This window comes from Thioclava sp. GXIMD4216 (assembly GCF_037949285.1).
Lineage (GTDB): Bacteria > Pseudomonadota > Alphaproteobacteria > Rhodobacterales > Rhodobacteraceae > Thioclava > Thioclava litoralis.
Genome location: NZ_CP149927.1, coordinates 390,133 through 403,369, shown reverse-complemented (window position 1 = coordinate 403,369; position 13,237 = coordinate 390,133). Strand labels below are relative to the sequence as shown.

Below are 13,237 nucleotides of genomic sequence, written 5' to 3'. Positions count from 1 at the left end.
TCAGGGGCGGGCCACAGCCGGAGAGTGATATGACAGACCTGAAGGACGCGCTTGCCTTTGCAGGGCAGGGTGGTTTGGCCACACGGTTCACCCGTATCGGCCCCGAAGAGGCGGCAGCGCTCTGCCAGAAGACCTATGGTATTTCGGGCGCGATGAAGCGGCTTGAGACCGAAAAGGACGACACCTATCTGATCAGCGCGCCGGACGCCCGCTATATCCTGAAGATCGCCAATCCCGATGAAGCGCAAGCCGAGCTGGAGCTGCAGAATGCGGTGCTTGATCATCTGGCCGTGCATTTCGCTCGCCCCGCGCCGCGGCTGATCCGTGCGATCTCGGGCGAGGGGATGCTACGCGAGCCTGCCTCGGGGCGGTTCTACCGGCTGCTTAGCTTTGTCGAAGGCACGCCTCTGGATATGATGGACGCCCGCCCCGAGACCCTGCCCGAGATCGGGCGGGTATTGGGCGAATTGCGGCTGGCGCTTTCGGGGTTCACCCATCCGGCGCAAAACCGTGAGCTGGTCTGGGATGTACAGCATGTGATGCGCCTGCGGCCCTTGCTGGCCGAGGTCGACCTGCCCCCGGACCATCACGCACTTGCGGGCCAAGCCTTCGCGCGGTTGGCAGAGGTCGCGCATCGCATCCCCGCGCTAGAGCGTCAGGTGGTGCATAATGACTTCTACGCCTCGAATATCGTGGCCGATCCCGAAACGGGCCGCCTGACGGGGGTCATCGATTTCGGCGATGTGGTGGAATCGGCGGTGGCGATTGATCTGGCAGTGGCGATGATGGGGCAGATCCTGACCGATTTCACCCCCGATCAGGATATTTTCGCCCCCGCCTATCCGGTGCTTGCGGGCTATCTGGAGGTTGCGCCCATCGCCAAAACAGACCTCGCCATGGTGCCCCATATGGTCATGGCGCGGGTCTTGGTGCGGGCGGTGATGACCCAATATCGCGCGGCCCTCATGCCCGAGAACGCCCCCTATATCCTACGCAAAGCCGCGCCCAGCTGGGCGCAGCTTCAATGGTTTCTGGCGCGCCCGACCGCTGAGGTCGAGGATATCCTGCGTGCCCCCCTCCGGAGTTTCTCATGAATACAGATACCCTCGACAAGCCTGTCATCGGTATGGTCAACGGGTTCGATCCGTCCAAGGCGGCAAATCTTGACCCCGCGCTGGCAGACCGTATCGACCGCCGCAGCCGCCTGCTTGGCCCTGCCTATCGGCTGTTCTATCAAGAGCCCCTGACGGTTGACCGTGGCGAGGGCGCCTATCTTTATGCCCCTGATGGCCGCGATTATCTGGACGCCTATAACAATGTGGTCTCACTGGGCCATGCCCACCCCCGCGTGGTCGAGGCGGTCTCGGCGCAGATGGGGAAGCTCTGCACCCATACCCGCTATGTGCAGGACGGTATCCTTGATCTGGCCGAGGAAATGCTGCCGACATTCGGCGGGCAGATCGCGGCCAATGGCCATATGATGTTCACCTGCACGGGGTCGGAGGCCAATGATCTGGCCACCCGTATCGCCATGCATAAGACCGGCAAGCGCGGGGTGATCATCACCTCCGAGGCCTATCACGGCACCTCGCATCTGACGGCGGGCTATTCGCCCTCGCTGGGCACGAAATCGCCCTTGGGCACATGGGTGCGCCGTGTCTCCGCCCCCGATAGCTACCGCCGTGATGTGGAGACTTTGGGCGCGCAGATGGCCGCCGAGGTCAAAGCCCAGATCGAGGATCTGGAGCGCCATGGCGACGGCATCGCCTGTTTCATCGCCGACAGCCTGTTTTCCTCCGATGGCATTTACTCCGATCCGAAGGGCCTTTTGGCACCCGTGGCCGAGGTGGTGCGCGCGCATGGCGGCATCATGATCGCCGATGAGGTGCAATCGGGCTTTGGCCGCTCGGGCGAGGCGATGTGGGGCTATCAGCGTCTGGGCATCGACCCCGAGATCGTCACCATGGGCAAACCGATGGGCAATGGCTTTCCGGTGGCGGGGATCGCGGTCCGCCATGATGTGGTGGCCCCCTTCGGGCAGGACCTGCGCTATTTCAACACCTTCGGCGGCAATACGGTGGCAATCGCCGCAGCCCGCGCCGTCTTCGACACGATCCGCGAGGATAACCTGCTGGCCAATGCCGTGCGTATGGGCGATGCCATCCGCGACGGGTTGCGCAGCCTGAAGGACGAGCGCATCGGCGATGTGCGAGGGGTGGGCATGTATGTAGCTTGCGAGTTCGTGACCGACCACGCCACCAAGACCCATGACGCCGCAACGGCCACCGCCTGTGTCAACCTGATGCGCAAGAAAGGCGTGCTGATTTCCTCGACGGGGCCGGGGGCGAATATCCTGAAAATCCGCCCGCCGCTGATCTTTGATAGCTCTCATGTGGACCGGCTCCTCAGCACGGTTGAAGCTGCGCTGAAGGAGATCTGATCACACCGGTTTAATCACACGGGCGCGCGGGCCTTCCTGCGCGCCACCCGCGCCCGGATTGCCGCCAGATCGGTCACCGGAGTCGCCGCAAACAGCTGGCGAGTATAAGGGTGCTGCGGGTCGGTGAAGATCGCCTCGCGCGAGGCCTGCTCCACCGCCTCGCCCTTATTCATCACCATGACCTCATCGGCGATATAGCGCACAACCGACAGATCATGGCTGATGAACACATAGGTCAGCCCCAGCTCCTCCTGCAGATCCGACAGCAGGTTCAAAACCTGCGCCTGCACCGAAAGATCTAACGCCGAAACCGCCTCATCCAGCACCAGAAGCTCGGGGTTCAGCATCAAGGCCCGCGCAATCGCGATCCGCTGGCGCTGCCCGCCCGAGAACATATGGGGATAGCGGTTGAAATGCGCGGCCTGCAGCCCGACCTTCTCCAGCATCGCCTCCGCCTTCTCGCGCCGCTCGGGACCAGATTGCCGAGTGTTCAGCAACAAAGGCTCGGTCAGGCAATCGCCCACTTTCTGACGCGGGTTCAACGACCCATAGGGGTTCTGGAACACCATCTGCACCATCGAGCGCAACTTATGGTCAGGCTTGCGTTTCGAGATATCGACAGCCTGACCGCCAATCTCAAGGCTGCCGCCCGATTGCGCATCGATCAAAGCGATGATCCGCGCGAGTGTCGATTTGCCCGAACCACTCTCGCCCACGATGGCCAGCGTCTTGCCCTTCTCAACGGCGAAATCGACACCTTTCACGGCGCGCACGGTCTTCGCGCGGCCAAGCATGCCGCCTGACACATGGTAATCCTGCGTCAGGCCGCGCCCTGCAACGACTGTGGTCATGCGCCTTCCTCCGTATAATAGTCCGAGACCGTAGGCAGCCGGTCGCCCGTGGCCAGTTCCGGCAGCGCCGAGAGAAGCGCCTTCGTGTAGGGATGCTGCGGCGCCTCGAAAAGCGAGAGCACATCGGCCTCCTCCATCTTGCGCCCCTTATATTGCACCATCACGCGGTCGGCGGTTTCGGCCACCACGCCCATGTCATGGGTGATCAATATCAGCCCCATCCCATGCGCCTCCTGCAACTCCATCAACAGATCGAGGATCTGCTTCTGGATCGTCACATCCAAAGCCGTGGTCGGCTCGTCGGCGATCAGCAGTTTCGGGCCGGTGGCAATCGCCATGGCGATCATCACCCGCTGGCATTGCCCGCCCGACATCTGATGCGGATAGGCGTCAATCTTGGTGGCGGGCTCGGGGATCCCCACCTGTTCGAACAGACGGATGGCCTCGGCGCGGGCATCGCGTTTGCTCAGGCCCTTGTTGAGGCGCAGCACCTCCTCGATCTGGAAGCCAACCGTGAAGGCGGGGTTGAGCGAGGCGATGGGTTCCTGAAAGATCATCGTAATCTCGCGCCCAATCAGCTTGCGGCGTTCGGCCTTCGACATGCGCGAGAGATCGCGCCCGTCATAACTCATCTCGTCGGCGGTGACGGTGGCGGTGTCGGGCAAAAGCCCCATCACCGCCAGCATCGAGACCGATTTACCCGAGCCACTCTCGCCCACGATGGCCAGCACCTCGCCCGCATCGACGCGGGTGTCGATCCCGTCCACGGCCTTGAACGGCCCCGAGGAGGTGGCGAAGCTGACCGTCAGGTTCTTGATATCCAGAAGTGCCATATCAGCTCCGTTTCAGTTTCGGGTCGAGGGCATCACGCAAACCGTCGCCCATCAGGTTGATCGCCAAGACCGAGATCAGGATCGCCAGACCGGGGAAGGTGACCACCCACCATGCCCGCAAGATGAACTCGCGGGCCTCTGCCAGCATGGTGCCCCATTCGGGCGAGGGCGGCTGTGCGCCCATCCCCAAAAAGCCTAGGGCGGCGGCATCAAGCACGGCGGAGGAAAACGACAGCGTCGCCTGCACGATGAGGGGAGCGAGGCAATTGGGCAGGATGGTTTTCAACATCAGCCGGACAGGCCCTGCACCCGCCATCCGTGCCGCCACCACATAATCACGCGATTTCTCGCCCATGACGGCGGCGCGGGTGAGGCGCGCGAAATGCGGTTGGTAGACGATGGCGATGGCGATCATCGCATTGGTCAGCCCCGGCCCCAAGATTGCCACCAGCACGAGTGCCAAAAGAAGCGAGGGGAAGGCCAGAATGATATCCATCACCCGCATGATGACGGTATCGACCCAGCCGCCAAAGAAGCCCGCCAGAAGGCCAAGGATGATCCCGCCCGACAGCGCCACCAGCACCACCACCACGCCGATGAACAGCGAATAGCGCGAGCCATAGATCAGCCGCGAGAGCATGTCGCGCCCCACGGCATCGGTGCCAAGCAGGAATTCTGGCCGCCCGCCCTCGGCCCATGAGGGCGGCACCAGAAGCGCATCGCGATATTGCGTGGCCGCGTCATGCGGGGCCAGAAGCGGCGCGAAAACCGCCACCAGCACCATCAGCGCAAAGACGCAAAGCCCCACCACAGCGCCTTTGTTGCGGCGGAAATCATGCCAGAAATCCGCGATCATCTTGCGACGGATCTGGCCGTCGGTCATCTGGAGAGTTGTGCTCATTTGTGACGGATCCTCGGATTGATGAGGCCATAGGTCAGATCGACGATCAGGTTCACCACCATCACGACGCCCGCAATCAGCAGAAGACCCGATTGCACGACCGGATAATCACGGCGCGAGATGGAATCGATCATCCATTTCCCGACTCCGGGCCAGCTGAAGATGGTCTCGGTCAGGATAGCGCCCGCCATCAACAGCCCGATCTGCAGCCCGATGGTGGTCACCACCGGCACCATCGCATTGCGCAGCGCATGGACCATGACGACGCGACGCCCCGTCAGGCCCTTGGCGCGGGCGGTGCGGACATAATCCTCGCCCATCACCTCCAGCATGGCGGAACGGGTCTGCCGCGCGATCACCGCCAGCGGAATGGTGCCCAGCACCACGGAGGGCAGGATTAAGTGGGAGAGCGCCGAACGGAACGCGCCGTCCTGCCCCGACAGAAGGCTGTCGATCAGCATGAAGCCCGTGGGCGTGTCAAAGAAGAACATCAGCGACATCCGCCCCGAAACCGGCGTCCAGCCCAAGGTCCCCGAGAAGAAGATGATCAGCAAAAGCCCCCACCAGAAGATCGGCATGGAAAAGCCGACAAGGGCGGTGGTCATCGAGATCTGGTCAAACCAGCTGCCACGCTTGACGGCCGCCAGCACTCCCACCGGCACGCCGATCAGCGTGGCGAGGAGGATCGCACAAAGCGATAGTTCCACGGTTGCGGGAAATAGCTGCAGGAATTCATCCAGCACCGGCTTTTTCGTCACGATCGAATTGCCGAAATCACCATGCAGAAGCCGCCAGAGGAAGTCGAGATATTGCGCCCATACAGGGCGGTCAAAGCCCAGTTGCGCGGCCAGTTGGGCATGGCGTTCGGGGGTGATGCCCCTTTCGCCCGCAAGCAAAGTCACCGGATCACCCGGCAGCACACGGACAAAGCCGAAGGCCACAATCGTGATGCCGATCAGCGTCGGCACCAGATAGAGAAGTTTGTTCAGGAAGAATCGGATCATGTCATCGCCTTGCAATGGGGCGCGCGGAAACTGCCCGCGCGCCCGATATGGATGGACGCGAGGCTTATTTCAGATCGACGGTCTCGAAGGTGAAATCGCCCAGAGGGCTCATCACGAAGCCTTCGACATTTTTCCGCATCGGCACATATTGGGTGGAATGCGCGAGCGTGTCCCAAGGCGCTTGATCCTTGAAGATCACCTGCGCCTGTTCATAGAGCTTGGTGCGCTCGGCCTGATCGGTGGTGGTTTTGGCCTTGGTGATCAGATCCGAAAAATCCTTGTTGCACCATTGCGCACGGTTCGAGCCCCCATCGCCCGTAGCCGCACAGCTCAAGAGCACGCCCATGAAGTTGTCGGGGTCGCCATTGTCACCCGTCCAGCCCATGATCACCGCACCCTTACGCGCCGGATCGGTGGAGCGTTTCAGATATTCGCCCCATTCATAGGAGACGATCGACGCCTTCACGCCCACCTTTTCCAGATCGGCCTGCATCAGTTCGGCGGTGCGCCGCGCATTGGGCATATAGGGGCGCTGGACGGGCATCGCCCAGATTTCCATATCCAGATCCTTCACCCCCGCATCTGCCAGCATCTGCTTGGCTTTCTCGGGATCATAGGGATCGTCCTGAATGCTGTCATTATAGGACCACATGGTCGGCGGGATCGGGTTTTTCGCCACTTCGCCCGCGCCCTGGAAGACCGCATCGATGATCGCCTGCTTGTTGATCGCCATGTTGAGTGCCTTGCGGACCTCGGGCTTATCAAAAGGCGCCACGGTGGTGTTATAGGCCAGATAGGCCACATTGAGGCCCGGCTGGCTATCGAGCTTGAGATTGCTATCGGCTTTGATCGCCTCCAGATCGGCGGGCGAGGGATAGGGCATCAGCTGGCATTCATTGGCCTGCAGGCGCTGGAGGCGCACCGAGGCCTCGGGAGTGATTGCAAAGACCAGATCATCGATCTTGGGCGCGGTGCCCCAGTAATCGGGGTTCTTCTTGTAACGGATGACGGCATCCTGCTGATAGGCCACGAACTGGAACGGGCCGGTGCCCACGGGCACCTGATTGAACTGCGCCTGCTTGCCGTCTTTGGCCAGCGTATCGGCATATTCCTTCGACACGATCGACATGAAGGGCATGGCGAGATTGGCGAGGAAGGGCGCTTCGGGACGGGTCAGGGTGATCTTGACCGTCAGATCATCGACCTTCTCGATCGAGGAAATCAGATCGGCCATCTCCATCGCCGAGTAATATTCATAGGTTATGCCGGGCAGATAGTCATGCCACGGGTTTTCGGCATTGCCCTGACGGTCGAAGCTGAAGATCACGTCATCGGCATTCATGGTGCGGGTGGGCGTATAGCCCTGAACCGATTGCCACTTCACATCGGGGCGCAGGTGGAACGTGTAGGTCAGGCCGTCATCGGACACATCCCAAGAGGTCGCCAGACCCGGCTCGATTTCGGTCGTGCCCTTCTTGAACTCCACCAGACGGTTGAAGACCGGATGCGCCGAGGCATCGAAGGTCGTGCCAGCGGTATAGGGCGCGGGATCGAAGCCTTCGGGCGAGGCTTCCGAGCAATAGACAAAAGTTTTCGCGAATGCCGGTGCCGAAAGCCCGAGCATGAGTGCAGAAGCAGCCAAAAGGCTACGCGTCATCTTCGACATGATTTCCCCTCTCTGTCACATCGGAGGGCCTCGGTTGTGAAGGCCATCCGGTCTTCCGGAATTTTGACTATCCGGTAAAACATGGAAGAAGGTATCGGCAAAATTCGATATGACAAGCCATTCCAAGCATTCATCGTCACGTAAAAGAGAACAAAAACTTATATTGCGGGATATTTCGGCGGAATGGTGAAAACTTGCTGATCGCTCGGGATATCTGAAATTTTCACACGGCGCTCGCGCGGCTGTGACCAGAATATCGGGGCGGAAAAGGCGGTTTTGCATGCAAAACGCCCCGCCGATCAAGGCGGGGCGCAGAGAACCGGCATGAAAACCGTTTGTTACGGAATCAGACGCGCGATGATCAGATCGGCGGCCTCTTCCGGCGTCATCTCGGTGGTGTCGATGCGCAGCTCGGCATTGTCAGGCGCCTCATAGGGGCTGTCGATACCGGTGAAGTTCTTCAACTGACCCGAACGGGCCTTCTTGTAGAGACCCTTCACATCGCGCTCTTCGGCCACTTCCAGCGGCGTATCCACGAAGACCTCGACAAACTCGCCCGGCTGCATCATGGAGCGCACCATGTCGCGCTCCGAACGGAAGGGCGAGATGAAGGCGGTGATCACGATCAGACCGGCATCGGTCATCAGCTTGGCGACCTCGCCCACGCGGCGGATATTCTCGATCCGGTCGGCCTCGGTGAAGCCCAGATCCTTGTTCAGCCCGTGACGCACGTTATCGCCATCCAGAAGGAAGGTGTGGCGGTTCATCCGCGCCAGCTTCTTCTCGACGATATTGGCGATGGTCGATTTGCCCGAGCCCGACAGACCCGTCAGCCACAGCACGGCGGGCTTCTGGTTCTTCATCGCGGCATGGCTCTCGCGCGAGATATCGGTGGCCTGCCAATGCACATTGGTCGAGCGGCGCAGCGCGAAATGCAGCATACCGGCGGCGACCGTCTGGTTGGTCATCTTGTCGATGAGGATGAAGCCACCAAGGTCGTGGTTTTCCTCATAGGGCGCAAAGGGGATCTCGCGGTCGGTGGTGATATTGGCCACGCCGATCGCGTTCAGATCCAGCGTCTTGGTTGCCAGATGCTCCTGCGTGTTGACGTTCACCTCGTATTTCGGCGCCTGAACGGTGGCCGAAACGGTCTGGGTGCCGATCTTCAGCCAGTAGGCGCGACCGGGGATCATCTCTTCCTCGTCCATCCAGATGATGGTGGATTCAAACTGGTCGGCCACTTCCAGCGGGCTTTGCGCCGCCACAATGACCTGCCCGCGCGAACAGTCGATCTCGTCTTCCAGCGTCAGGGTAACCGCTTCACCGGCAATCGCCTCTTCGCGATCGCCCTCGAAGGTAACGATTTTCGCAACCTTGGAGGTCTTGCCCGAAGGCAGCACGCGGATTTCATCGCCCGGGCTGACACGACCCGAGGCAATCAGCCCCGCGAAGCCGCGGAAGTCGAGGTTCGGACGGTTCACCCATTGCACCGGCATACGGAACGGCGCATCGACAGGCTCATGCGACGAGGTGATCTCGACGGTTTCCAGATGCGGCAGCAGCGGCGTGCCGGTGAACCACGGCATATTGTCCGACGATGTGGTGATATTGTCGCCCTTATAGCCCGAAATCGGCATCGGCACGAAATCTTCCAGCCCGATGGTTTTGCCGAATTCGGTATAATCGGCCACGATCTTGTCGAAGGTTTCCTGACTATAGCCCACAAGGTCCATCTTGTTGACCGCCAGCACCACATTCTTGATGCCCAGCAGTTTCACCAGATAGGAATGACGCTTGGTCTGGGTCAGCACGCCCTTGCGCGCGTCGATCAGGATTACGGCCAGATCGGCGGTCGAGGCGCCAGTGACCATATTGCGGGTATATTGCTCGTGGCCGGGGGTATCGGCGACGATAAACTTGCGCTTTTCGGTCGCGAAGAAGCGGTAGGCCACATCGATGGTGATGCCCTGCTCGCGCTCGGCGGCAAGACCGTCAACCAGAAGCGCGAAGTCGATCTCTTGGCCCTGGGTGCCGACACGTTTGGAATCGGCTTCCAGCGTCGCCAGCTGGTCTTCGAAGATCATCTTGCTATCGTAGAGCAGACGCCCGATCAGCGTCGATTTCCCGTCATCGACCGAGCCGCAGGTGATGAAGCGCAGCATGGTCTTATGCTGGTGGACCTGCAGGTACTGGTCGATATCTTCCGCGATCAGCGCGTCGGTCTTATAGATCGGGTCATTGGTTTGGGTGGTCATGTGCGTGCACCTGAATTCTTATATCCGGAGAAAGGCGGGCCTTCCGGCCCGAGCCAAAAGCGATCAGAAGTAGCCTTCCTGCTTCTTCTTCTCCATCGAGGCGGCCTGATCATGGTCGATCGCACGGCCCTGACGTTCCGAGGTGGTGGTCAGCAGCGTTTCCTGAATGACCTCCGGCAGCGTGGTGGCCTGGCTCTCGACCGCGCCGGTCAGCGGGTAGCAGCCCAGCGTGCGGAAACGGACCGAGCGCATCACCGGCTCTTCGCCCTCTTTCAGGCGGAAGCGGTCGTCATCCACCATCAGGATCATGCCATCGCGTTCGACCGTCGGGCGCGGAGCTGCGAAATACAGCGGCACGATCTCGATGCCCTCAAGGTGGATATATTGCCAGATGTCCAGCTCGGTCCAATTCGAGATCGGGAAGACCCGCATCGACTCGCCCTTGTTCTTGCGGGCGTTATACAGGCGCCACAGCTCGGGGCGCTGGTTCTTCGGGTCCCAGCGGTGCTGGGCGGTGCGGAAGGAGAACACACGCTCTTTCGCGCGGGATTTCTCCTCGTCGCGGCGCGCGCCACCGAAGGCCGCGTCAAAGCCGTATTTGTCCAGCGCCTGTTTCAGACCTTCGGTCTTCCACATATCGGTATGCAGCGAGCCGTGGTCGAAGGGGTTGATGCCTTTGGCTTTGGCTTCGGGATTCTGATAGACCAGAAGCTCCATCCCCGCATCTTTTGCCGCCTTGTCGCGCAGCTCGTACATCGCGCGGAATTTCCACGTGGTGTCCACATGCAGCAGCGGGAAGGGCGGCGGCGCAGGGTAGAAGGCCTTCTTCGCCAGATGCAGCATGACCGCCGAGTCCTTGCCGACGGAGTAAAGCATTACGGGGTTTTCCGCCTCGGCCACGACTTCACGCAGGATATGGATGCTCTCGGCTTCCAGCCGCTGAAGATGGGTAAGAGATGTCTTGGTCATGATGGTCTCTGGTCAAACTTCGTGTTGACACCAGAGGTAAGCCTGTCACTTTGGTCGCGAACCTCCCATATGGGGGGTATTTGGTTTTTTCTGGAAACGCTGCCGTGATCTATAGCGAAGAGACTGTTCTCAAATCACTCTTTGCCGCCGCCTCGGGGGTGACAGAGCTGCCCGTGGCCGAAACGGGCACGTCCCCCGCGCGTGATCTGTGGCCGGATTTCCTGCAATCTCTGGCGCAAATGAGCGGCGGCGACGGGGCGGGGCTTGTCCAGCTGCGCGGGACAGCGGTGGGGCAAAGCTGGGCATGGGGCCATGCCGTGCCGCAGTTCGAGCGCGACACCTATGAACGCCTGCGCAGCCAGCGGGTCTATAGCCAGACAGACCTGCCAGCCTATCAGGCAGGCGAGATGGCGCTGAGGGTTCTGCGCTGGCGGGTGGATGCCACCAGCCATGCCGTGATCTGGGTCGCCCGCCACGGAACCGATTTCCGTGCCCGCGACGGGGTCGGGCTGACACGTCTGGCCCCGTATCTCGGTCCGGCGCTGATCTCGTGGCAGGCGCTTCAGGCCGAACGGCTGCGCGCCCGGAAGGAACGGCAGATCGGGCAGGATCTGGGCGGTTTCTGGCTGCGGTTTTCGGGGGCGGGGCGGGTTCTGGCCCAGTCCGAGGGTCTGGCGCAAAGGCTGGAGGGCACCGCTTTGCACATCACCGAACAGGGCTGGCCGGAATTTGCCACCCCCGATCTGGCGCGGCAGTTCCGTGCGACCTTGGGTCAGATCGCCCCGATATCGGGCGAGGTGGTCAGGACTGCGGGGATGCTGGATCTGTCGCTTGCGCGGCCCTTGCAACTGGTGCTGCGGGCCGATCCGTCGGCCATGTCGGTGCTGGGGCTGCTGCGGCAATCCCGCGCGGCCAGCGAGCTTGGCGAAAATCATGTGATGCAGTTCTACGGACTGGCCCGAAACGAGGCGCGGCTGGCGATCTGCCTGTGCGACGGGCTATCGCTCAACGCTGCGGGCGAGGCGCTTGGCTGGTCACGCGAGACGGCGCGCAGCTATTCCAAACAGCTTTACGCCCGACTCGGGGTCAGCGGCCAGACGGGCGTCTTGCGGCTGATGCTGGGCGGGGCGATATGGTTCTAGCGGTCACAGCCGTCCGGTGCGGGCCATGACCTGCAACACACGGTCCCCCTGCAGGGTCTGGCGGTGGATATTCAGCTCGCGCAGCGCACGGGCATAGGCCCCGCCACCTGTTCTGCGCGCCGCGACAAAGCGGGTCAACAGCGCGTCATTCTCGGGGGTCAAGGCCAGACGGTTGGCCCAGAGTGCGGCCAGGTTGGCATCAAGCCACTCTGCATAATGGCGCTTGGCCACCGTGCCCAGCCGCTTGAGCCGCCCCCGCACCGGCCCGTGATGCCCAAGCTGGTTCGACCCGTGCTGACGGTAATAGAGGGTCGGCTTGGGATCATTGAAGATCTCGGCTCCCGCGCCGGAGAGCATGATATAGATCCACCAGTCATGATAGGAGACCCGCGCCGCAATCGCCGCCTGCGCCGATTGTGCCAGAATGGCGGCGGCGGGCGGCGACAGCATCAGCGTATTGCCGCCCAGAATATTCTGCACCAGCGCGTTACGGAAAGATGGCCCCCGCCGGTGCAGATGCGACAGGCCCAGCTTGTTCAGGCGGGTATCGGTCAGAATGGTGCGGCTGGCATAGACCAGCGGATCATGACCAAGATCGCCTGTGCGTTTCATCCAGCGCAAGGCACGGGCCAGCTTGACCTTGGACCAGACGTCATCCTGATCCGACAGGGCCAGAACCGCCTCCGGAGCCTCTTTGGCCGCCCGTGCCGCCAGTGTCAGAAAGGCGGGGGCGACGCCGGCTTTGGGGCCATCAAAGAGGCGCACCTGTTGGGGATGACGCTTGCGGAAGGCTTCCAGAATCTCGCGTGTGGCATCGGTCGAGCCGTCGTCACTGGCATCAAGCGACCAGTTCCGGTGGGTCTGGCGCTCGAAGCTTGCAAGCTGCTCGGGCAGATAGGCGGCCCCGTTACGACACGCCATGATGATCCGCACATGCGGCGTCTGGGCAAAGGTCAGAAGAGAAGTCAGCGGTCCGGTCATGGGGCCATCTTTGCGCCTTGGCACAGCGCTTGTCCAGCGCACATCCGGGGCCGGACCCAAAGCCAGAGCGCGGGCCACTGGCAGCCGCAAGCCCCGTCCCGACATACCGCATTTGACGAAAATCCAAGCGAAAAGCCTTGTTTCGTTCTCATTTTGATCCGGCTTCGGGCAGGCTTTGTTTGCATGTTTGGCAAT

The 13,237-nt window shown here is 61.5% G+C and carries 11 protein-coding genes; 3 read left to right on the top strand and 8 right to left on the bottom strand.

Features of this window, described 5'->3' with window-relative positions; genetic code table 11:
* The first annotated feature begins 29 nt into the window (after positions 1–29).
* Together WDB88_RS15120 and WDB88_RS15115 are read left to right on the top strand one after the other, a co-directional pair.
* On the top strand, positions 30–1,094 hold the full coding sequence (locus WDB88_RS15120; RefSeq protein ID WP_339109645.1) for a phosphotransferase: 1,065 nt from the start codon (positions 30–32) through the stop codon (positions 1,092–1,094).
* On the top strand, positions 1,091–2,440 hold the full coding sequence (locus tag WDB88_RS15115; protein ID WP_339109644.1) for an aspartate aminotransferase family protein: 1,350 nt from the start codon (positions 1,091–1,093) through the stop codon (positions 2,438–2,440). The genes WDB88_RS15120 and WDB88_RS15115 overlap by 4 nt, the downstream gene beginning before the upstream one ends.
* A 14-nt stretch (positions 2,441–2,454) precedes the next feature.
* On the opposite strand, the gene WDB88_RS15110 is transcribed toward WDB88_RS15115, so the two are convergent.
* From WDB88_RS15110 to cysD, 7 genes are all read right to left on the bottom strand, one after another.
* Positions 2,455–3,291 carry an ATP-binding cassette domain-containing protein gene (locus tag WDB88_RS15110; RefSeq protein WP_339109643.1) on the bottom strand — a complete coding sequence of 279 codons (837 nt, stop codon included), beginning with the start codon at positions 3,289–3,291 and terminating at the stop codon, positions 2,455–2,457.
* Complete coding sequence (locus WDB88_RS15105; protein WP_339109642.1) at positions 3,288–4,124, bottom strand: ABC transporter ATP-binding protein; 837 nt, start codon at positions 4,122–4,124, stop codon at positions 3,288–3,290. The genes WDB88_RS15110 and WDB88_RS15105 overlap by 4 nt, the downstream gene beginning before the upstream one ends.
* A 1-nt stretch (position 4,125) precedes the next feature.
* Positions 4,126–5,025, bottom strand: a complete 900-nt coding sequence (locus tag WDB88_RS15100) for an ABC transporter permease subunit (protein ID WP_339109641.1) — start codon at positions 5,023–5,025, stop codon at positions 4,126–4,128.
* Positions 5,022–6,029, bottom strand: a complete 1,008-nt coding sequence (locus tag WDB88_RS15095; RefSeq protein ID WP_339109640.1) for an ABC transporter permease subunit — start codon at positions 6,027–6,029, stop codon at positions 5,022–5,024. The genes WDB88_RS15100 and WDB88_RS15095 overlap by 4 nt, the downstream gene beginning before the upstream one ends.
* Positions 6,030–6,093: 64 nt before the next feature.
* Positions 6,094–7,695, bottom strand: a complete 1,602-nt coding sequence (locus tag WDB88_RS15090; protein WP_339109639.1) for an ABC transporter substrate-binding protein — start codon at positions 7,693–7,695, stop codon at positions 6,094–6,096.
* Positions 7,696–8,033: 338 nt separating this feature from the next.
* On the bottom strand, positions 8,034–9,950 hold the full coding sequence (cysN, locus tag WDB88_RS15085) for a sulfate adenylyltransferase subunit CysN (RefSeq protein WP_339109638.1): 1,917 nt from the start codon (positions 9,948–9,950) through the stop codon (positions 8,034–8,036).
* 63 nt (positions 9,951–10,013) lie between these two features.
* Positions 10,014–10,919 (bottom strand): sulfate adenylyltransferase subunit CysD, encoded by a 906-nt coding sequence (gene cysD / locus WDB88_RS15080; protein WP_330647071.1) that lies wholly within the window; start codon positions 10,917–10,919, stop codon positions 10,014–10,016.
* Positions 10,920–11,023: 104 nt separating this feature from the next.
* Between cysD and WDB88_RS15075 the strand changes: the two genes are divergently transcribed.
* Positions 11,024–12,061, top strand: a complete 1,038-nt coding sequence (locus WDB88_RS15075; RefSeq protein ID WP_339109637.1) for a hypothetical protein — start codon at positions 11,024–11,026, stop codon at positions 12,059–12,061.
* A gap of 3 nt (positions 12,062–12,064) precedes the next feature.
* Here the strand turns inward: WDB88_RS15075 and WDB88_RS15070 are convergent, their stop codons facing one another.
* Positions 12,065–13,042, bottom strand: coding sequence for a glycosyltransferase (locus tag WDB88_RS15070; RefSeq protein WP_339109636.1), 978 nt, complete (start codon positions 13,040–13,042; stop codon positions 12,065–12,067).
* Positions 13,043–13,237 lie beyond the last annotated feature (195 nt).

Coding starts and splice junctions, on each gene's coding strand:
- WDB88_RS15120 (WP_339109645.1), top strand. CDS start 30: ATGACAGACCTGAAGGACGCGCTTGCCTTTGCAGGGCAGGGTGGTTTG.
- WDB88_RS15115 (WP_339109644.1), top strand. CDS start 1,091: ATGAATACAGATACCCTCGACAAGCCTGTCATCGGTATGGTCAACGGG.
- WDB88_RS15110 (WP_339109643.1), bottom strand. CDS start 3,291: ATGACCACAGTCGTTGCAGGGCGCGGCCTGACGCAGGATTACCATGTG.
- WDB88_RS15105 (WP_339109642.1), bottom strand. CDS start 4,124: ATGGCACTTCTGGATATCAAGAACCTGACGGTCAGCTTCGCCACCTCC.
- WDB88_RS15100 (WP_339109641.1), bottom strand. CDS start 5,025: ATGAGCACAACTCTCCAGATGACCGACGGCCAGATCCGTCGCAAGATG.
- WDB88_RS15095 (WP_339109640.1), bottom strand. CDS start 6,029: ATGATCCGATTCTTCCTGAACAAACTTCTCTATCTGGTGCCGACGCTG.
- WDB88_RS15090 (WP_339109639.1), bottom strand. CDS start 7,695: ATGTCGAAGATGACGCGTAGCCTTTTGGCTGCTTCTGCACTCATGCTC.
- cysN (WP_339109638.1), bottom strand. CDS start 9,950: ATGACCACCCAAACCAATGACCCGATCTATAAGACCGACGCGCTGATC.
- cysD (WP_330647071.1), bottom strand. CDS start 10,919: ATGACCAAGACATCTCTTACCCATCTTCAGCGGCTGGAAGCCGAGAGC.
- WDB88_RS15070 (WP_339109636.1), bottom strand. CDS start 13,042: ATGACCGGACCGCTGACTTCTCTTCTGACCTTTGCCCAGACGCCGCAT.